Below are 19543 nucleotides of genomic sequence, written 5' to 3'. Positions count from 1 at the left end.
TGGTCTTTATGGTAAAATAGAAGGAAGAATATTAGTTTGGAGATTAATTAGAAATGAAACGTTCAATGTATGCTGGACGTGTTCGTGAAGAACACATTGGAACTCGTATTACCTTGAAAGGATGGGTTAGCCGTCGTCGTGACTTGGGTGGTTTGATCTTTATCGATCTACGCGACCGCGAAGGGATCATGCAATTGGTGATCAATCCAGAAACAGTTAGTGCAGAAGTGATGGCTACAGCTGAAAGCATCCGTAGTGAATATGTTGTAGAAGTGACAGGTCTTGTGGAAGCTCGTGAACAAGCTAATCCAAACTTGCCTACAGGAGCAGTAGAACTCAAGGTAGAAGCTATTACGGTTCTCAATACTGCCAAAACAACACCATTTGAAATCAAGGACGGTATTGAAGCCAATGATGATACTCGTCTTCGTTACCGCTACTTAGATCTTCGTCGTCCTGAGATGTTGGAAAACCTCAAACTCCGTGCAAAAGTAACCCATTCGATTCGCAATTACTTAGATGAATTAGAATTTATTGATGTGGAAACACCGTTTCTTTCTAAGTCAACTCCAGAAGGAGCACGTGACTATTTGGTTCCTTCCCGTGTCAATAAGGGTCATTTCTATGCCCTTCCTCAAAGTCCTCAAATTACAAAACAATTGTTGATGAATGCTGGATTTGATCGCTATTATCAAATCGTGAAGTGTTTCCGTGATGAGGATTTACGGGGAGACCGTCAACCTGAGTTTACACAAGTCGACTTGGAAACTTCTTTCTTGAGTGATCAAGAAATCCAGGATATCACAGAAGGCTTGATTTCACGTGTCATGAAAGAAACCAAGGGAATTGAAGTAACACTCCCATTCCCACGGATGAATTATGATGACGCTATGGCCTTGTATGGTTCAGATAAACCAGATACACGTTTTGAAATGTTGCTCCAAGACTTGACAGAGCTTGTCAAGGGTGTAGACTTCAAAGTCTTCTCAGAAGCTCCAGCAGTTAAGGCGATTGTTGTCAAAGGTGCAGCGGATCATTACTCTCGTAAAGACATCGATAAATTGACAGAAGTTGCGAAGCAATACGGTGCAAAAGGTCTTGCTTGGGTGAAATATGCTGAGGGTACTTTGAACGGTCCTGTTGCGAAGTTCTTGACAGACTTGACAAGTGACTTGACAGCTGCTTTACAGTTAGAAGACAAAGATCTAGTTCTTTTTGTAGCAGATACTCTTGAAGTAGCCAATGCAACGCTTGGTGCTTTGCGTGTTCGTCTTGCGAAAGAGCTTGACTTGATTGACAACAATCAATACAACTTCCTTTGGGTAGTGGATTGGCCAATGTTTGAATGGTCTGAAGAAGAAGGCCGTTATATGTCTGCTCACCATCCATTTACACTCCCACAAGCTGAAACAGAGCATGAATTGGAAGGAGATCTTTCAAAAGTTCGAGCAATTGCCTATGATATCGTCTTAAATGGCTATGAATTAGGTGGAGGAAGCCTACGGATTAATCATAAAGATTTACAAGAACGGATGTTTAAGGCGCTTGGATTTACAAAAGAAGCTGCCAATGAACAATTTGGTTTCTTGTTGGAAGCAATGGATTATGGTTTCCCACCACATGGAGGATTGGCAATTGGTTTGGACCGCTTCGTGATGCTTCTTGCAGGTGAAGATAATATTCGGGAAGTCATTGCCTTTCCTAAGAATAACAAGGCGACAGATCCAATGACACAAGCTCCTTCTGTCGTTTCTGAAAAGCAATTGGATGAGTTAAATCTTCAAGTAGAAGTAGCAGAGCAAGAATAGGACAAGAGAGAAAAGGGAGAGTCTAGGAATCAGTTGCTCTAAGATTTTCCTTTTCTTCTAATCGATGGATTGAAAATGAAAAAAATTCGCTTTCATAAGCTATTTCGCTATCATGTGCGGCGACTAGCTTATAACATTAAATTATTGCGCGTGCTGAAGAGCATCTCCCGTGAGAAATACGATGAAAAAGTGTCAGCTTCCTTGCTGTATGGTTTTCTATCAGCGATTGCCGTCAACTTCTTCTTTCAACCAGGACATGTATACTCCAGCGGTGCAACAGGTCTAGCTCAGATTTTATCTGTTCTGAGCCAACGCTTTATTGGCTTTACGATTCCCGTTTCCTTGACCTTTTATGCCATCAATATCCCTTTGATGATTGTGGCTTGGTATCAAATTGGCCATAAATTTACCATCTTTACCTTTATTACTGTTTCGATGAGTTCCCTCTTTATTCAGTTCGTGCCAGTGATTACGTTGACCAACGATCCGATCATGAATGCCCTATTTGGTGGGGTTGTCATGGGAACAGGGATTGGTTTTGCTCTTCGGAACAACATTTCCAGTGGAGGAACGGATATTGTTAGTTTGACGATTCGAAAACGGACAGGAAAGAATGTCGGCAGTATCTCCTTTTTGGTCAATGGGACCATCATGTTGATTGCTGGTCTGACCTTTGGTTGGAAGTATGCTCTTTACTCTATGATTACCATCTTCGTATCGAGTCGAGTAACGGATGCTGTCTTTACCAAGCAAAAACGGATGCAGGCAATGATCGTAACGAGCCAACCAGATGCCATTATTGAAAAAATTCATAAAAAATTGCATCGCGGAGCAACCATTATCCACAATGCAGAAGGAACCTATAACCATCAGGAAAAAGCGGTTCTGCTGACAGTTATTACGCGTGCAGAGTTTAATGAATTCAAATATATTATGAAAAAAGCTGATCCTCAGGCTTTTATCACCATTTCAGAAAACGTTCATATCATTGGACGCTTTGTGGAAACAGAAGAATAAAAATAAAGGTCCCACATTGTGGTGACCTTTATTTTGTTGATTCAGTTTCGTGGAGAAGAAGCCAACTATGGGCAGGAATAGAAAGTTCCTTTCCTTTAGGAATAGGGGTTTTTAGGTTGGCATGAGGATAGGCAAATAACAGCTGACTATCACTCAGATGTTGATAGGTCTGTTCTTGCTCACCGATATTGACAAGAATCGTTATTTTTTCACGATCTTTCTCAATCGTGTAGATCAAATGATGATCAGACAACCATTTGACATCACAGTAGTCGCGAATCTCTTGCCCTTTTTTCAAACGAAGGAGTGACTGTGATTTCCGATAAGCAATCAATTCTTCAAGAAAAGCAATTTCTTCTTGGCATTTTGAAAGGGATGTCCAGTCCAATTGGTTGAGACTATCTGGCAAGTTATAGGTGTTGTCTTCGAGCCCTTTTGTGCGATAAAATTCTTGACCAGCATGGATAAACGGCACTCCTTGAGCTAGTAACACTAAATGAAGAGCTAATCGTGAGAGAGCTTTTCGATCTTCTAGACGAATCTCTTCCTTTTCAAGTTGGAAATAATCAAAAACAGTTGCATTGTCGTGGCATTCGACGTACTGAATGGCTTGTTGAGGTTGGGTGAAATGAGCAGGCCCTAGCTTCCCGACATTCGCCGTTAGAATGTTAGCGAAATCATTCGCAGAATGTTGACTCTCACGACGGTGACCGGCTACAAGTGTTCTCTTGATCGTATCCCGGAAGTTATCACTGAAAAAGCCAAAGACTGGTAATCGTTTCGCATTATACTGGTGAGCGAGCTGATCTTCAGAGAAGCCGGTATCCATCTTCCACCCTTCCCCATAGAGATAGATGTTAGGATAGATTTCACGGAGTTCTTCTGCAATCTCTGTCATAGTTGGAATGTCTAGGATTCCCATCAAGTCAAAGCGGAAACCATCAAAGCCGTAGAGGGAAACCCATTGTTTGAGAGATTGTTTGATATAGTGTCTCACCATGGAGCGCTCACTTGCCACGTCATTTCCGCAGAAGGTTCCATTGGTCCGCTCTCCCTCTGCATTATAGCGGTAGAAATAACCAGGAACGATCTGTTCAAAAGCGTACTCATCTGCCTGGTAGACGTGATTGTAGACTACATCCATGATGACACTCAGATTGGCCTGATGATAGGTGTCAATGGTGTCTTGGAGCTCTAGGATTCGCGCATAAGGATCGTTAGGATCACTCGCATAGCTTCCTTCTGGAACATTGTATTGAACAGGATCATAGCCCCAGTTGTAGGCTTTCCATTGATCCTCTTCATCGACACTACCGAAATCGTAGACAGGAAGTAACTGTACATGGGTAATGCCCAGTTTTTGAAGGTAATCAAATCCAAGAACCTGGCCATTGAGTTGGGGCGACTCTGTCAAACCTTTAAACTTACCCGGGTGTTTAAAGCCAGCCTCTTTTTGGACAGAGAAATCACGAACACTCATCTCGTAGATGAGTGCTTCTGTCGGGTCTAATTGACGAGTGGCACGCGTGATAGGACGTGTGATCTTCTTCCGGTCGATGACCAAGCTATCTCCAGAGTTCGCTAAAGAGGATAGAGCATAGGGATCGTGAATTCGACGTTCTAGGCCATTGACACGAAACTCATAGTGGTAGGCAGCTCCTTCCCAATCTCCTTTGAGCACGAGTTCCCAGACACCGTTTTCTGTACGATTCATCGGATAGACCTGATCTTCGATATGAAGGGTCACATCTTGCGAAATGGGTGCCCAGAATTTAAATTGCGTCTGATTTGGTGTGTAAAAACTTCCTAAATCTTCTCCAGTATAGGTGAAGGTTTGATCGAAAATGGGTTTGCGAACGATGTTTCGATAGTGGAGTATAGAAGAATTTCCAGTAGCATCGTAGATGGTGTACTCTTCTCCGAGTTCAAGTGGAATAGGGCTTAAGAAATAGTCTCCTGTGTCAGTCGCTGCACTTGACGTTTTGACAGGGATTAAGGCAAGATGACCTTGGTTCGTTTTCAAATAAAAAGGAAGGATATGCTCCTCTCCCTTTTGGATACGAATGAGGTCTTGGTCATCTAAATAAGCAGTAAATGTAGACATAAAGACTCCTAGAGTTTCGTAATGGTATGGTCAATCAATTGACGGTAGCAAACGGTTTTTCCTTCTTTGTGATCCTTGATAATTTGTAGAATTGTCCGAACAGACTCACGTCCGAGTTCCACTGCATTGATGTCAATATAGGCTTCAATATCGAGTCGTGGCTTAATCGAATCAAAGGAAATAATCGGGATTGTCAGCTGGTGTTCTAATAGGTATTGGCGCACCCCTTCAGCAACGAGAATATCGGTTGTCATGATGGCATCTAACTCTGCTAGGGGAAGGCTCTCCATCATTTGATAAGAATTGTCTTCCAACATAAAACCAAATGAGAAATGAACCAGTTTTTCATCGAGAGGAATCCCTGCTTTTTGGAGGGCTTCTTTATAACCTTGGTAGCGGTCTTGAGATACGAACAGTTCTTTGTTTCCCCCGATAAAAGCAATTTTTCGGTAGTTTTGTTGAATGAAATAATCCGTCGCATCAAATGCAGCCTTGATATTATCATTATCCACTAGCGATACAAAAGGTGAAGCTGCCTTTCCGAGAATGAGGAAGGGGAACTTGTCTTTGATCGCAAATTCAACGAGGGGATCATTCGGGTTGGAATAAAGGAAAATCAAACCATCTACACGATTTCCGTAGATGAGTTGTTTGAGGTTGTCGAGCCGCCGTTCTTCATTTTGCCCCGTACAGATTTGGATGGCATAATCATTGTCTGACGCGATCTGGGTAATCCCTCTTAAAACAGTTGGGAAGAAAGGATTCTGGTAGAAGACGTCACTGTCGATTGGTAGGACCAAAGCAATGACTTGACTAGATTGGCTGACAAGGCTGCGAGCATTAAGATTGGGATGGTAGTCCAATTCGACCATGGCCTCACGGACACGTTTTTTTGTTTCATCACTAATCGTGGATTTGTTTTGGATGACGCGCGTGACAGTTGAAGGCGCGACGCCAGCGAGTTTTGCCACATCTTTGATGGTAACACGCATGAGAAAACCTCCTAGCGGTGATAGTCTGGATCACGGAAGTGGGTCTTATAAAATACCATAGCAAGATAGAGTACAAATAAGACATTTTGGATCATGATCGTCGTAGTAAATACTTGATGGAATAGTAAACTGATGAAGACACTCAGTAAAATAGGGAGTCCCAAGCAATTCAGAATACAATTGAAACATTCCTTGAAAGTTTGTAGTGAAAAGAGTCGAGATTTTCGTGTCAAGTAGAGGAAGAAAGATGCCCCTACGATGAGAATCAAATAATTGACTGTCGATAAGAAGCCAGAGAAAATCACGAGAAAGAGACTGACAGGGAGTCGATTGTCGCGAAACCAATCGCTAGAGATAGCTTGAGTGAAGCTTTTTTTATCCCGAAGGCTCTCTTGATTAATAGCCTGGTATGAGACTGTAGCGAGTTCTTTATTCTCTTTTGAGATAATCAATTGTTTGCGATCAAAATGGAGTGTTAACTCCTTGCCTTCACTAGCCTTTGCCTCTTGGCCTAAGATAACCTGTCCTTTTGAAGTCTTGTGTACAGGGTTAGTCCCTGTATAGGTGAGCTCTTGGTCTTTGATCACGACGTGTTCTTGGATATCTTTCATAACGTCTGTTGATAAAGGATCAAACACATCGCTGACAAAGGTTGTCAAAGGATAGGTTTTGAGTTGAGCATTTTGCAGAGCCACAGGTAATAGTGTGATAGAGATTAGAAAGAAAGAAGTAAAAATCATTTGGAACCAGCTCAGTTTTTTGCGGTTTGCAAAAGAAGAGCGGAAATTGAAGATACTTGCGAAATAATTAAAAGGATAGGGCATAAGATGACCTTTCTAAATATAAGAGTATCAGAAATGCAAAGAGAAATCTCTTTGCATTGATTTTATTCTTAACGAAGGGTAGTAAAGCATCCACCATACTACCCTCAACTTAAAAATAAAATGTGCTTGAAATAAGATTCTATTTTATCCTTTATCTCCACCAGCTGTCAAGCCTGAAACAAAGTTCTTTTGTAGGAAGAAGAATAAGATACAGATTGGAACCGCGATCAAAATAGCACCGGCTGCAAAGAAGGCGATTTTTTGATTTTTTTGGTCACTGATAAAGGTTTGAAGACCAACGGCTACCGTATAGTTCACTTCGTCACGAAGCAAGAATTTAGACAAGATATAGTCTCCGAAAGGCCCCATGAAAGCCCAAAGTGCTTGAACGGCAATCATTGGACGAACAAGAGGAAGGACGATTTGCCAGAAGCGACGGAAGTGTCCAGCTCCATCCAATTTCGCAGATTCATCGAGGGAAATTGGAACAGTATCAAAGTATCCCTTCATCAACCAGGCATTCATTGGAATACCACCACCAACATAAAGGAAGATCAAGAACCAAGGTTGGTTCAAGGCATTCAGCATCAAAGCCATAACGAAGAAGGCTGTGAGGGCTGCCATGGTTGGGACCATTTGAATAATCAAGAAGAAGACCAAACTTTGTTTACGCGCCAAGAAATTGTAACGGCTGTATGCGTAACCTGCGAAGGTAACGATACTTGTTTGTACAATCATGGTGATAATGGCGATAACCAAGGTGTTCATATACCAAGTGCCATAATGGGTTTCAGAGAAAAGTTTTGAGAAGTTATCAAAACTAAGATTGCCACTAAAATCAAGTGTAAAGGCACTGACATTCCCTGATTTGAAGGCTGATAGAACCGTAATCAACAATGGATAAATGATAACGATTGAAAGAACCACCATGTACAGGTAAGTCAAGAAATGATTGAGGCGGCGTTTAAATTGAACTGAATTTTTCATTTTATACATCCTCCATATCAAATGCATGTAGTTTCTTGAAGGCAACCATAGAGATTGAGATCACAATCACAGAGATAATCAAGGTTACCGCTGCAGCCATTGAATATTGAGGAGAAGAATTGGTTGTCAACTTGTAGATCCATGAGATCAAGATATCTGTAGATCCGGCGTTTCCTCCGACAGAACCAGGTCCCCCATCGTTAAACAAGTAAATGATGGAGAAGTTATTAAAGTTGAAGGTATATTGACTGATCAAAGTTGGAGCTGCAACAGCCATAATCATTGGGAAAGTGATGCTGCGGAATTTTTGCCAACCGTTGGCACCATCAATATAAGCAGCTTCGTAAAGATCGTTTGGAATAGATTGAAGAATCCCTAAAGTCAAGACGTAGATGTAAGGGAAGCCGAGCCAACCTTGCATCATAATCAAAGCAATTTTTGTCCAGGTAGGATCTGTTTTCCAAGGAATCAAAACGCCATCTAAGAATGGGAAGATCTTCGCAAACAATGGGATAACTTGTGCATTGATAGCACCGACACTATCGTTAAACATATTTGAGAAAGTTAGGATAGTGATGAAGGCTGGAACAGCCCAAGGAAGCAAGAAGATAACCCCAAAGATTCGTTTTCCTTTTACGAATGGTTGGTTTGCAACAATAGCGGTCAAGATACCGAGTACGATTTGAAGAGTAGAAGCTGCGAGGGCCCAAATCAAGGTCCAGCCAAGAACCGATGTAAAGGCTGAGCGGAAGGTACTCAAGGTCCACATATTAGTGAAGTTTTGGAACCCGATCCAATCAAGCAAGGTTGTTGGAGCGGTATGTTTGAAGTCGTAGTTGGTAAAGGCGATCATCAAAGTTACTAAAACTGGGAAGATAATCGCAAATGTCATAGCAATGTATGAAGGAATAATCAATAAATATGGGAAGCCATTTTCATAGATGGCTTGAACCATTTCTTTCAAGGTTTTTGGAACGGCAATCCCGTTGTTGATGCGTTTAGCAACTGTTCCAGCATCCTTAATATTTAAGGCATAAAATAGGAAGTAAACAACAGTGATGATCAAGTGGAAGGCGCCACGAATCAAGATAAAGAGAGAATTATCTTGTCCACGGACGGTTCCAAGTGTAACCAATTTCGCTAATTCTCCAGCTCCAATTCCTAGGAAATAGGCGAGAAAGAGAATGGTTACGGCAAGAAAAATATAGCCTTTGGTTTTTTGTTTGTTATAAATTTGCCCAAGACCCGGGATCAAAGAGAGCCACATAGCCTTTTTAGGGTTTTGTTCTGTAGTCATTCAAATCTCCTTATAATGTCCTTGCTAGAGAGCAAGAAGACAAGTCAGACAGTAAGTTGTGCTTGAAAATTGAACATAAGAGGTTGGGACTTTGTCTCCAACCTCTTACTCACACCTAAAAACTGTCTTATTTGCTACCGAATTTTTGTTCGATGGTTTCTTTAATCAATTTCACTGCATCGTCAGCAGATGCTTTTGCAGATTTTTTACCACTTACAGCATCGAAAAGCATAGTAGCAGCTGGATCCCAAACAGCACTCATTTCTGAGATATTTGGCATTGGTTGAGCATTCTTGAATTGATCAACAACGGCAGTTGTCAATTCATCGTTTTTGCTAACCGCATATTTACGAGCTTCTGTGTTGGCAGGAACTTCATTGGTCTTGTCAAACAAAGCTTTTTCTTGGTCAGTACTTGTCAAGAAGTCAATGAATTTTTGAGCGCCATCAAGGTTTTTCGCACCTGCAGGGATAACCCAAGCTTTACCACCACCAAAGGCAGAGTATTGTTTTCCGTTTGGAAGAGTTGGAATCGTTGCGACACCGTAGTTTACTTTAGCTTCTTTCAATGAAGCAGCTTTCCAAGGACCATCGATGATAGCAGCTGTTTTACCTTCTTGGAATTGTGTTTGGATGAAGTTAGCAGCACCTTTTGTATCTTGCAAACCTTTTGGCCATTTAGCATACCAAGTTTTTGCATATTCGATACCATCGATAGAACCTTGGTTGTTCAATCCAATATCTTTAGGATCTGTACCGTCTTTACCAAACACATAACCGCCGTTACCTGAAAGTAAACCGTAAGTGTAGTAGAAGTTTGTCCAGTCAGCTAAGAAGGCAGTTGTTTTACCAGGTTCGCTAGCGAAGTCGTACTTGCTATCTTTTGCAAGATTTTCAAGATCACCAAATGTTTTTGGAGCTTCGCTTACAAGATCTTTGTTATAGTAGAGAACCAATGTTTCGATGACAGCAGGTGCACCGTAAACTTTACCACCGTTTGTTACAAGAGCTTCAGTTGTTTTATCTGTATGGCTATCTTTGTTTAATGTCACTTCAGCCAATTGACCATCGCTACCAAGACCACCTACACGGTCGTATGGAGCCATCATTACGTCTGGAGCTTTTTTAGATTGGTTATCAAGAGAAAGGTTATCCAATCCACCAAGAGCATCACCAGTCTTGATGTTAATTTTTACGCCATTTTCTTTTTCAAAAGCTTTTGCAGCTTCTTCAACATAAGATTTGTAGCCTTTGTCTACATAGACGTTGATTTCTTTACTTGCCTCAGAAGAACCTGATGAGTTATTGCTACAAGCAGCAAGTAAGAAGCCGGCAAAACCAACTGTACCAAGTACAGCAGCACTACGTAAAATTGTACGTTTCATGATTTATTCCTCCTAAAGAATAAAAAAAGATAATAATTAGAAACCGTTTTAGACAAACGTTTTCCTAAAACGTCTTAAGTATATCACAAGGCGAAAACGTTTGCAAGTAGTTTTAAACAATTTTTTTAAAAATATTTTAATTCCGAACTTTCTTCTATAAAATGCATCAAATTTGTTGACATTAGCCAAAGGAAAGAATACACTAAGGGGGTGAGGACATTCTGAAAAAAGTTAAAAAAGTTTTTAAGAAATCCCTTGCAGAAAATAGGGAAAAAGTTTATAATAACATGGTACGCAAACGTTTTCGCAAAAATTGCGTAAACTGAGTTGCGCCTGTTCGATTTTTAACAAAGAGTAGAGCCGCTTGAGAGCTGGATACGACTCTGCAACGATACCCATACCGTGCACCGAATCGCAGGCTTCAAAGAAATAAAAAAAGGTGGTAACCCATGAAAAAACGTCAAAGTGGTGTTTTGATGCACATTTCTTCCCTTCCTGGACAATACGGGATCGGATCATTCGGTCAATCAGCATATGATTTTGTTGATTTCCTCGTTCGGACCAAGCAACGTTACTGGCAAATCTTGCCGCTTGGTACAACTAGTTATGGAGATTCTCCATACCAATCTTTCTCAGCTTTTGCTGGGAACACTCATTTTATTGATTTCGATCTTTTGATCGAGCAAGGTTTGTTGACAGAAGCAGATCTTAAAGGAGTGGACTTTGGTCAAGATCCTACTCAAGTGGATTATGCAAAGGTTTTCGAACAACGTCGTCCGCTACTTGAAAAAGCCGTTGCGAACTTCTTGAAATCAGGTGATCAAAAAGAATTCCAAGCCTTTTGCGAAGCCAATGCTTCTTGGTTGGAGCTCTTCGCAGAATACATGGCTATTAAAGAACACTTTGATTTGAAAGCTTGGACAGAGTGGCCAGATGCAGCTATTCGTGCGCGTGAGCCAAAAGCTTTGGCTAACTACCGTGAAGAATTGGCTGATCAATTGACTTACCATCGTGTAACTCAATTCTTCTTCTTCCAACAATGGTTGGCCTTGAAAGCTTATGCCAACGACCACCACATTGAAATTGTGGGAGATATGCCAATCTATGTAGCGGAAGATTCAAGTGACATGTGGGCTAATCCTCATCTCTTCAAAACAGATGAAAACGGAAAAGCAACTTGCATTGCAGGATGCCCGCCAGATGAGTTCTCAGCAACTGGTCAACTTTGGGGGAACCCAATCTATGACTGGGAAGCAATGGACAAAGATGGCTACCAATGGTGGATTGAACGCTTGCGTGAAAGCTTCAAGATCTATGACATCGTTCGGATCGACCACTTCCGTGGTTTCGAATCATACTGGGAAATCCCTGCTGGTTCTGAAACTGCAGCACCAGGTAAATGGGTCAAAGGTCCTGGCTACAAACTCTTTGCAGCCGTGAAGGAAGAGCTCGGTGATTTGAACATCATCGCTGAGGACCTTGGCTTTATGACGGATGAAGTTATTGAGCTTCGCGAACGTACTGGCTTCCCAGGAATGAAGATTCTTCAATTCGCCTTCAATCCTGACGATGAAAGTATCGATAGCCCTCACTTGGCACCAAACAACTCTGTGATGTACACTGGAACACATGATAACAACACAGTTCTTGGATGGTACCGCAATGAAATCGACGATCCAACTCGTGAGTATCTTGCTCGTTATACCAACCGGAAAGAGTACGAATCTGTACCGCATGCGATGCTTCGCACCGTCTTTGCTTCCGTCAGCTTCATGGCGATTGCTACGATGCAAGACTTGCTTGAGTTAGATGGCTCAGCTCGGATGAACTTCCCATCTACTCTCGGTGGTAACTGGTCATGGCGAATGACAGCGGATCAATTGACTCCAGCTGTCGAGCAAGAATTGCTTGATTTCACTACGATCTATCGTCGTGAAAACAAAGACTTGAAAAAAGAAGTTAAGAAAGCAAAAAAATAATCTTTCCCCCTATTAAAATTGTTGAAACAAAGGAGACTCCCAACATGGAATCATTACAAAAATATGTGATTGATCATCATCAAAAAACAATTGCTGAATGTTCAAATGAAGAATTGTACATTGCCTTGCTAAATTACACGAAGCAAGCAAGCGCTCAAAAGAAATTAAATACTGGTAAGAAAAAAGTTTACTACATCTCAGCTGAGTTCTTGATCGGTAAACTCTTGTCTAACAACTTGATCAACTTGGGTCTTTACGACGATGTTAAAAAAGAATTGTCAGATGCTGGTAAAGACTTGATCGAAGTCGAAGAAGTGGAATTGGAACCATCACTTGGTAACGGTGGTTTGGGACGTTTGGCAGCCTGCTTTATCGACTCTATCTCAAGCCTTGGTTTGACAGGGGATGGGGTTGGTTTGAACTACCACTTTGGTTTGTTCCAACAAGTCCTTAAAAACAACCAACAAGAAACGATTCCAAATGCATGGTTGACTGACCAAAGCTGGCTCGTTCGTTCAAGCCGTAGCTACCAAGTGCCATTTGCACACTTCACATTGACTTCTACCCTTTATGATATCGATGTCCCTGGTTACAAGATTGAAACCAAGAACCGTTTGCGTTTGTTCGACTTGGATTCAGTTGATTCATCTATTATTGAAGATGGTATTAACTTTGACAAGACAGATATCGCTCGCAACTTGACCCTCTTCTTGTACCCAGATGATAGTAACCGTCAAGGGGAATTGCTCCGTATCTTCCAACAATACTTCATGGTATCAAACGGTGCACAATTGATCATCGACGAAGCCATCGAAAAAGGAAGCAACTTGCATGACCTTGCTGACTATGCTGTTGTCCAAATCAACGATACTCACCCATCAATGGTCATCCCTGAATTGATCCGTCTTTTGACAGAACGTGGTATTGGAATGGATGAAGCCATCTCTATCGTTCGTAGCATGACGGCTTACACTAACCACACAATCCTTGCAGAAGCCCTTGAAAAATGGCCACTTGAATTCTTGCAAGAAGTGGTTCCTCACTTGGTTCCAATCATTGAAGAATTGGACCGCCGTGTTCGCGCTGAATACAAAGATCCAGCTGTTCAAATCATCGATGAGAATGATCGCGTACACATGGCGCACATGGATATCCACTATGGATTTAGCGTAAACGGGGTAGCAGCACTTCACACAGAAATCTTGAAGAATTCTGAGTTGAAAGCCTTCTACGACATTTACCCTGAAAAATTCAACAACAAAACAAACGGTATCACATTCCGTCGTTGGCTCATGCATGCCAACCCAACCTTGTCACACTACTTGGATGATATCCTCGGACGTGACTGGCACCATGACGCATCTAAATTGGAAGACCTTCTTTCTTATGAAGATAAAGATGCAGTCAAAGCAAAATTGGAAAACATCAAGTCTCACAACAAACGGAAATTGGCTCGTTTCTTGAAAGACCATCAAGGTGTGGAAATCAATCCTAACTCTATCTTTGATACCCAAATCAAACGTCTCCACGAATACAAACGTCAACAAATGAACGCTTTGTATGTGATCCACAAATACTTGGACATCAAAGCTGGAAATATCCCTGCTCGCCCAATCACTGTTCTCTTTGGTGGTAAAGCAGCTCCTGCCTACACCATTGCACAAGATATCATCCACTTGATCCTTTGCTTGTCTGAAGTGATTGCAAACGATCCAGCAGTAGCTCCACACTTGCAAGTGGTGATGGTTGAAAACTACAACGTAACTGCTGCAAGCTACTTGATCCCAGCTAGCGATATTTCTGAGCAAATCTCTCTTGCTTCGAAAGAAGCTTCAGGTACTGGTAACATGAAATTCATGTTGAATGGTGCATTGACACTTGGTACGATGGATGGAGCCAACGTGGAAATCGCTGAATTGGTTGGACGTGACAACATCTACATCTTCGGTGAAGATTCAGAAACTGTAATCGATCTATATGAGAAATCAGCATACAAATCAGCGGACTTCTATGAACGTGAAGCTATCAAACCATTGGTAGACTTCATTATCAGCGATGCCGTTCTTGCAGTTGGTAACAAGGAACGCTTGACTCGTCTTCACAAGGAATTGATCAACAAAGACTGGTTCATGACTCTTCTTGACTTGGAAGACTACATTGTAACCAAAGAACGCATGTTGGCTGATTACGAAGACCGTGATGCATGGTTGGATCAAGTTATCGTAAACATTGCTAAAGCAGGATTCTTCTCATCTGACCGTACGATCGCTCAGTACAATGAAGATATCTGGCACTTAAACTAATCATTAGTTGTTAGACCAAGGTCCATAAGACCTTGGTCTTTTTCATTACTTCTCATTTGGGAGAAGAAATGGAGCTAGTTTAGGGAATGGACACTCTGCAAAAAGTGTTGTTTTTTTGAATTTTGCAACCCCTAAAGGGAAAAAATTACATAATTTTTATTTCAGTCTTCAAATCTAATTTATTGGTATAAAAAAATACTTCCCTTTAAAAAGCCTTTCGGTGAAATTTATAAAAAGAGAAAGTGTCTTAAAAACCCTTGAAAATAAAGGATTTTTTCACAGGCGTTTGCATATATTTTCAACTAAAGATGGGGAAGGCAAGGAAAGTTTGGGGATTCAAGTTGTTATATATTTAAAGTAAAATAAAAAATTAAATTGACAAATATATAAAAATGGTTGATTGTGATACAATGAAGTTAACTGGAAGTAGCATATTTTTGCCTCTACAGTGAGATTTTTTTAAACAAAAAAGGAGAGTTTTGAAAATGAAAAGCTATCGTGAACATGTTTCGAAGCAGGAAAAATTTTCAATTCGTAAGTTATCAGTCGGTGTTGTTTCATTGGCCATCGCTGGATTGGCTACTGTTAATACCTACGGAGCAGAAGTGAAAGCAGATGAAGCAACAGCGCCTGCAACTGAAGCGACTACTACGGATACAGCAACAAGCGATGCAGCTGTTTCAACAAGTTCTAAGTTGACATCTACAACTGTGACAGAAGGAAATAAAACAGTTACGACGACTTATGTAGAATCACCAGAACTTGAAAAAGCAAAAGCTGATGCGGCTACAGAAGGTGTGACCGTTACAGAAGAAGCTGAAAAAGTCCAACCATCTATCGCAGCAGCAGAAGCAGATAATAAAGCTCAAACAGCTGAAATCAACACAGTAGTTGATAACTACAAAAAGGCAAAAGCGGAGTATGAAGCAAAATCTCAAGAAATCACATTGATTGAAAAGAGAAATGCAGAAGCAGAAGCGGCTTACAAGAAACAAGTAGAAGACTACAAAACCCAACAAGCAGCTTATGATAAAGCTTTAGAAGAGTACAATGCTAAAAAGGCAGCCTACGATGCTAAAGTAGCAGAAAAAGCAGCAGCAGATAAGGCCAATGCAGAAGCAAAAGCTAAGTATGAAGCAGAAATGGCTGTTTACAATACAGCGAAAGCGCAATACGATAAAGATTTACAAGAATACCAAACTAAGAAAGCGCAATACGATAAAGATAAAGCAGCTTATGATCAATTGGTAGCGAAGAAGGCAGAAGAAGATGCTGCTAAGGCTCAATACGAAGCTGATCTTGCAAAATACAATGTAGAAAAAGTACAGTACGAAAATGATTATATTGCTTATCAAAAGAAATTAGCTGAATACGAAGTTGCCAAAAAACAATATACGGACGCGAAACAAGCATACGACAAATATATGACAGACAATGCGTATGCTGACCTTAAAAATGTTTCAACTGTTCAAGATTTGACCTTCCAACGTGAAGGTGGTGCAACTCACACCATTGACGGCATCAGCACTTATCTTACTCGTGATGCTCAAGCTCGTTTAAATACAAGCAATGTCCATCAATATGATTCTAATAAATTGGAAGCTTCAGATATTGTAGCAACTAGTCCTTGGGCCAATAATGAAACTGAGTACATTCAAGTGAAAGAAGGCGATAAATTTGTCGTTACTTATGATAACTTGAATCAGTCCAGCATGCGTGAAAATACGGATATGCATCCAATCAAACGTGTGATTTACCGTTATGAGATTTTAAGTCTTCCATCAAATGATGGCAAAGGGATTGCAGCAGTCAACGCAGATCCAACGGTAACCATGACAGTGGGTGCTTCAACAGACCAAGACAAACCTGTTAAGGTTGCTGTCGATGTTGAATTCTATGATGGTGATGGCAATAAATTTGATTTGACTCAACGCAATGCCATTGTCGCTTTGAACTCGCTCAACCACTGGACAGGTGCTTCCTATGTCGATAGTGGAGACAAACCTCGTGCCCTTACAGTAGAAGCCAAAGATAAAAATGGCAACACTGTTCGTGGAACTTGGGATCCATATGCAGATGGTTCATCCATGAGCATTGAAAACAATGAAGTGAAGGTTAAAACAGGAAAAGCAGACTTTGGTACTGCAACTGTTTCCATTTCAGCAGACAACCCTCTCAAAATTGTGACTCAGAAATATGGTTATGTTAAAGATGACACAGGTAAATGGGTTCCTGGTACGACACCTGAGAAGGAAGAAGTAACGGATGCGTTAACTGTAAATGCTTCGGGTTCAGGAAGTGTTCATTCTATTGGTACAGAAGAATTTACCTTTGAAGGTAAGGATGATGTTATCGGATCATACAAAGTAGATGCAACTACAGGTCAAATTACGTTCACGCCTAAGAAGAAATTTGAAAACGTGGAACACCAAGAGTCTGTAAATGTTGGAAATAATAAATTTATTCCAATTCCAAACTCAAGTGTTTCTTATGATGCTGCTACTAAAGAAGTGACTTCCTTTAAAGATAACCAATATATTGAACATGGCTCTGTCTTTAACGGTGAATCTTCAACAACTCTTGAAGGTTGGGATAATCCATCTTCTCCATACCTCTATTATGGTGGAGCAGGCTTGAAGATGTCAGATGGACACTTAGTCTTTACGGCTAATGGTGCCAATGCGGCTGGTCAACCAACGGTTTATTGGTTTGCCATCAACTCAAATGTAGGTCTTCCTAAAGAGCCAGGAGAAGAACCGAAAGAGCCAACAAAACCAACAGAACCAAAGGCTCCAACTCCACCAACGATTACAGTGGAAAATCTACCTGCAGAGCCAACGAAACCAGAAGAACCTAAATCACCAACTCCGCCAACAGCACCTAACTACACTGTGATTACGGTCGATGTGGAGGAACCAAAATCACCAACTCCACCAACAGAGCCAACCCCACCGACTCCTGAAGTTGTTCCAAATACGAATCCGGTGAAACCGGAAGCTGAAGTGAAATGGCATAAGAATAAAGTGGTAACGGAAACAGATATTCCAACCCCACCAACGCCAGTTCCTCCAACTCCACCAACACCATATAACCCACCAACACCAATTGTTCCACCTACACCAATCGTTCCACCAACTCCAGAGGTTCCAACCGAACCAACTCCTGAAGTTCCGGAACAGCCTGTACAACCTGCGCAACCACAAACACCTGCGCTTCCAAATACAGGTACAGAAAGCTCAACTGCAGCTGTTCTTGCAGGTGCGATGGCTGGATTGCTTGGATTGGGTCTTGCACGCAAGAAAAAAGAAGATTAATTCTTCGTTCTTTCGTCCATTCATCTAAATAAAGAAAGTCAGAAGGCAAGTCCTTCTGGCTTTTTTGATGGGAGTGATGACCAAATAGTTGAGAAATAGAACAGAATAGTTTTTGGATAAGGAGAGGAAATGGCTTTTATAGACCAAATCGTGTCGAAATGAAGCAGAATAGAAATGGATGACACAAGAAGAAGAGAATGAGGTATACTGGTGGTGTTCGAATGAAAGTTTATAGGACTCCGTTATATCTCTAATCATTCCAATGATACAGTTGTGATGTCTTTTTCATCTTTTGCACACATTATTTTCCAAATGAATTTCATTTGAACGTATCAGTGATCAGGCAAGTGCTTCCACTGTTTTGAGGCGCTTGCCTTTCTATCTGTATCGCGATATAATAGGGTGTAAGAAATGAAAAGGAGTTTGTATGAAAAAGAAACCTATCTATCTTTACATCCTGTTATTTTTCTCTACGGTTGGAACCCTGACTTCAGCTGTCTCAACCTTTGGAGCTTCAAAGAGTTTTGAGCTGACAGATGATTTTGCGAAACAACTTGGTTTAACAACGGCTCAAGACAAGGCGGACTATGTGACATATTATGAGAAATCAGCCCAACTCAATCAGTCTCCACTAACCTTTTTATTTGTTTCCCTGATTCTGATTGCCTTACTGGCAACTTTCTATTTCCTCTTTATGAAGCAGGATCTGTTAACAGCCCATTATACTTACATGGGGCAGATTTTATTAAGTCAAGCCTTCTCTTGCTATAATTATTTTGCAGGGCGTCCGCTATTGGCTAGTTTTTCAACCCCGTCCCTTCGTCAACGATATCTAGCATCTTCGTCCATTGCTTTGTTGCTCTTGACTGCTTTATCTCTTCTCTTCCTTGGAATTGTTTTGTATAAAACCTTGCGTTTGAGAAAAGCTCAAGCTACGGCATAATAGATAAGTTTGAATGGAGCTCTCTTAGAGGATAAGAGAGCTTCTTGATTGGAGAAAAAAGATGAAAGTATCCTTTGTTTATATTAGTCTGAGTGGGAATACAGAGAGTTTTGTCCGCCGCTTAAGTGACTATTTGCTGGAAGCCCATCCCGGACTTGAAATCGAGAAAGTGCATGTGAAAGACATGGTCAAAGAGGGCCAGTCCTTCTTTGAAATGACCAATCCTTTTATCACTTTTTTGCCTACCTATTTGGAGGGTGGAAATGGTGTTGACAATGGCGATGTGGAAATTTTGACGACAGATGTTGCGGATTTTATTGCTTATGGAGACAATGCCAGCAAGTGCTTAGGAGTGGTTGGATCAGGCAATCGGAATTTTAACAATCAATATTGTTTAACCGCTAAGCAATACAGCCAACGCTTTGGTTTCCCCATGTTAGCCGATTTTGAAATGCGGGGGATGTTGGGAGATATTAAAAAAGTAGCCGCCATTGTAGAAGATTTGTATCATCTTTAAAATAAAGAGAGTGGGACAGAAATCGGTAATTCGTTAGAATTCGATTTCGTCGTCCCACCTCCGCACAGTTGAGT

The 19543-nt window shown here is 41.1% G+C and carries 13 protein-coding genes; 7 read left to right on the top strand and 6 right to left on the bottom strand.

What is annotated here, in order from left to right:
* Window positions 1–53 precede the first annotated feature (53 nt).
* Both aspS and NFR56_RS04900 read left to right on the top strand, forming a co-directional pair.
* The gene (gene aspS / locus NFR56_RS04905; protein ID WP_251457987.1) at window positions 54–1808 is read left to right on the top strand and encodes an aspartate--tRNA ligase; all 1755 of its coding nucleotides are present in this window, start codon (window positions 54–56) and stop codon (window positions 1806–1808) included.
* Between the two features lie 75 nt (window positions 1809–1883).
* Complete coding sequence (locus NFR56_RS04900) at window positions 1884–2825, top strand: YitT family protein (RefSeq protein WP_003009152.1); 942 nt, start codon at window positions 1884–1886, stop codon at window positions 2823–2825.
* Window positions 2826–2853: 28 nt separating this feature from the next.
* On the opposite strand, the gene pulA is transcribed toward NFR56_RS04900, so the two are convergent.
* The 6 genes from pulA to NFR56_RS04870 all read right to left on the bottom strand — a co-directional run bounded on the left by pulA (window position 2854) and on the right by NFR56_RS04870 (window position 10413).
* The gene (pulA, locus tag NFR56_RS04895; RefSeq protein ID WP_251457984.1) at window positions 2854–4929 is read right to left on the bottom strand and encodes a type I pullulanase; all 2076 of its coding nucleotides are present in this window, start codon (window positions 4927–4929) and stop codon (window positions 2854–2856) included.
* A gap of 8 nt (window positions 4930–4937) precedes the next feature.
* Window positions 4938–5921, bottom strand: a complete 984-nt coding sequence (locus NFR56_RS04890) for a LacI family DNA-binding transcriptional regulator (RefSeq protein WP_251457981.1) — start codon at window positions 5919–5921, stop codon at window positions 4938–4940.
* An 11-nt stretch (window positions 5922–5932) separates the two neighbouring features.
* Window positions 5933–6745 (bottom strand): DUF1189 family protein, encoded by an 813-nt coding sequence (locus tag NFR56_RS04885; RefSeq protein WP_021154118.1) that lies wholly within the window; start codon window positions 6743–6745, stop codon window positions 5933–5935.
* A 144-nt stretch (window positions 6746–6889) separates the two neighbouring features.
* A complete protein-coding gene (locus NFR56_RS04880) occupies window positions 6890–7732 on the bottom strand; it encodes a sugar ABC transporter permease (RefSeq protein ID WP_021154117.1) in 843 nt (280 codons plus the stop codon).
* A gap of 1 nt (window position 7733) precedes the next feature.
* Window positions 7734–9029 (bottom strand): sugar ABC transporter permease, encoded by a 1296-nt coding sequence (locus NFR56_RS04875; RefSeq protein ID WP_023919930.1) that lies wholly within the window; start codon window positions 9027–9029, stop codon window positions 7734–7736.
* Window positions 9030–9156: 127 nt separating this feature from the next.
* Window positions 9157–10413 (bottom strand): extracellular solute-binding protein, encoded by a 1257-nt coding sequence (locus NFR56_RS04870; RefSeq protein WP_251457978.1) that lies wholly within the window; start codon window positions 10411–10413, stop codon window positions 9157–9159.
* A gap of 449 nt (window positions 10414–10862) precedes the next feature.
* Between NFR56_RS04870 and malQ the strand changes: the two genes are divergently transcribed.
* The 5 genes from malQ (at window position 10863) to nrdI (ending at window position 19469) form a co-directional block, all read left to right on the top strand.
* The gene (gene malQ / locus NFR56_RS04865) at window positions 10863–12392 is read left to right on the top strand and encodes a 4-alpha-glucanotransferase (protein ID WP_251457975.1); all 1530 of its coding nucleotides are present in this window, start codon (window positions 10863–10865) and stop codon (window positions 12390–12392) included.
* A gap of 44 nt (window positions 12393–12436) precedes the next feature.
* On the top strand, window positions 12437–14695 hold the full coding sequence (glgP, locus tag NFR56_RS04860) for a glycogen/starch/alpha-glucan family phosphorylase (RefSeq protein ID WP_049471794.1): 2259 nt from the start codon (window positions 12437–12439) through the stop codon (window positions 14693–14695).
* Between the two features lie 485 nt (window positions 14696–15180).
* Window positions 15181–18009, top strand: coding sequence for a GbpC/Spa domain-containing protein (locus NFR56_RS04855; RefSeq protein ID WP_251457972.1), 2829 nt, complete (start codon window positions 15181–15183; stop codon window positions 18007–18009).
* 427 nt (window positions 18010–18436) lie between these two features.
* Entirely contained in the window at window positions 18437–18952 is a 516-nt protein-coding gene (locus tag NFR56_RS04850; protein WP_070587705.1) for an ABC transporter permease, read from the top strand.
* A gap of 61 nt (window positions 18953–19013) precedes the next feature.
* Window positions 19014–19469 carry a class Ib ribonucleoside-diphosphate reductase assembly flavoprotein NrdI gene (nrdI, locus tag NFR56_RS04845; RefSeq protein ID WP_049516115.1) on the top strand — a complete coding sequence of 152 codons (456 nt, stop codon included), beginning with the start codon at window positions 19014–19016 and terminating at the stop codon, window positions 19467–19469.
* Window positions 19470–19543 lie beyond the last annotated feature (74 nt).

It is taken from the genome of Streptococcus caecimuris (assembly GCF_943193075.1).
In the GTDB taxonomy this organism is placed as follows: domain Bacteria; phylum Bacillota; class Bacilli; order Lactobacillales; family Streptococcaceae; genus Streptococcus; species Streptococcus caecimuris.
This window is presented reverse-complemented; position numbering and strand designations above follow the sequence as displayed.

Coding starts and splice junctions, on each gene's coding strand:
- NFR56_RS04890 (WP_251457981.1), bottom strand. CDS start 5,921: ATGCGTGTTACCATCAAAGATGTGGCAAAACTCGCTGGCGTCGCGCCT.
- NFR56_RS04885 (WP_021154118.1), bottom strand. CDS start 6,745: ATGCCCTATCCTTTTAATTATTTCGCAAGTATCTTCAATTTCCGCTCT.
- nrdI (WP_049516115.1), top strand. CDS start 19,014: ATGAAAGTATCCTTTGTTTATATTAGTCTGAGTGGGAATACAGAGAGT.
- NFR56_RS04900 (WP_003009152.1), top strand. CDS start 1,884: ATGAAAAAAATTCGCTTTCATAAGCTATTTCGCTATCATGTGCGGCGA.
- NFR56_RS04880 (WP_021154117.1), bottom strand. CDS start 7,732: ATGAAAAATTCAGTTCAATTTAAACGCCGCCTCAATCATTTCTTGACT.
- NFR56_RS04850 (WP_070587705.1), top strand. CDS start 18,437: ATGAAAAAGAAACCTATCTATCTTTACATCCTGTTATTTTTCTCTACG.
- NFR56_RS04855 (WP_251457972.1), top strand. CDS start 15,181: ATGAAAAGCTATCGTGAACATGTTTCGAAGCAGGAAAAATTTTCAATT.
- glgP (WP_049471794.1), top strand. CDS start 12,437: ATGGAATCATTACAAAAATATGTGATTGATCATCATCAAAAAACAATT.
- pulA (WP_251457984.1), bottom strand. CDS start 4,929: ATGTCTACATTTACTGCTTATTTAGATGACCAAGACCTCATTCGTATC.
- aspS (WP_251457987.1), top strand. CDS start 54: ATGAAACGTTCAATGTATGCTGGACGTGTTCGTGAAGAACACATTGGA.
- malQ (WP_251457975.1), top strand. CDS start 10,863: ATGAAAAAACGTCAAAGTGGTGTTTTGATGCACATTTCTTCCCTTCCT.
- NFR56_RS04875 (WP_023919930.1), bottom strand. CDS start 9,029: ATGACTACAGAACAAAACCCTAAAAAGGCTATGTGGCTCTCTTTGATC.
- NFR56_RS04870 (WP_251457978.1), bottom strand. CDS start 10,413: ATGAAACGTACAATTTTACGTAGTGCTGCTGTACTTGGTACAGTTGGT.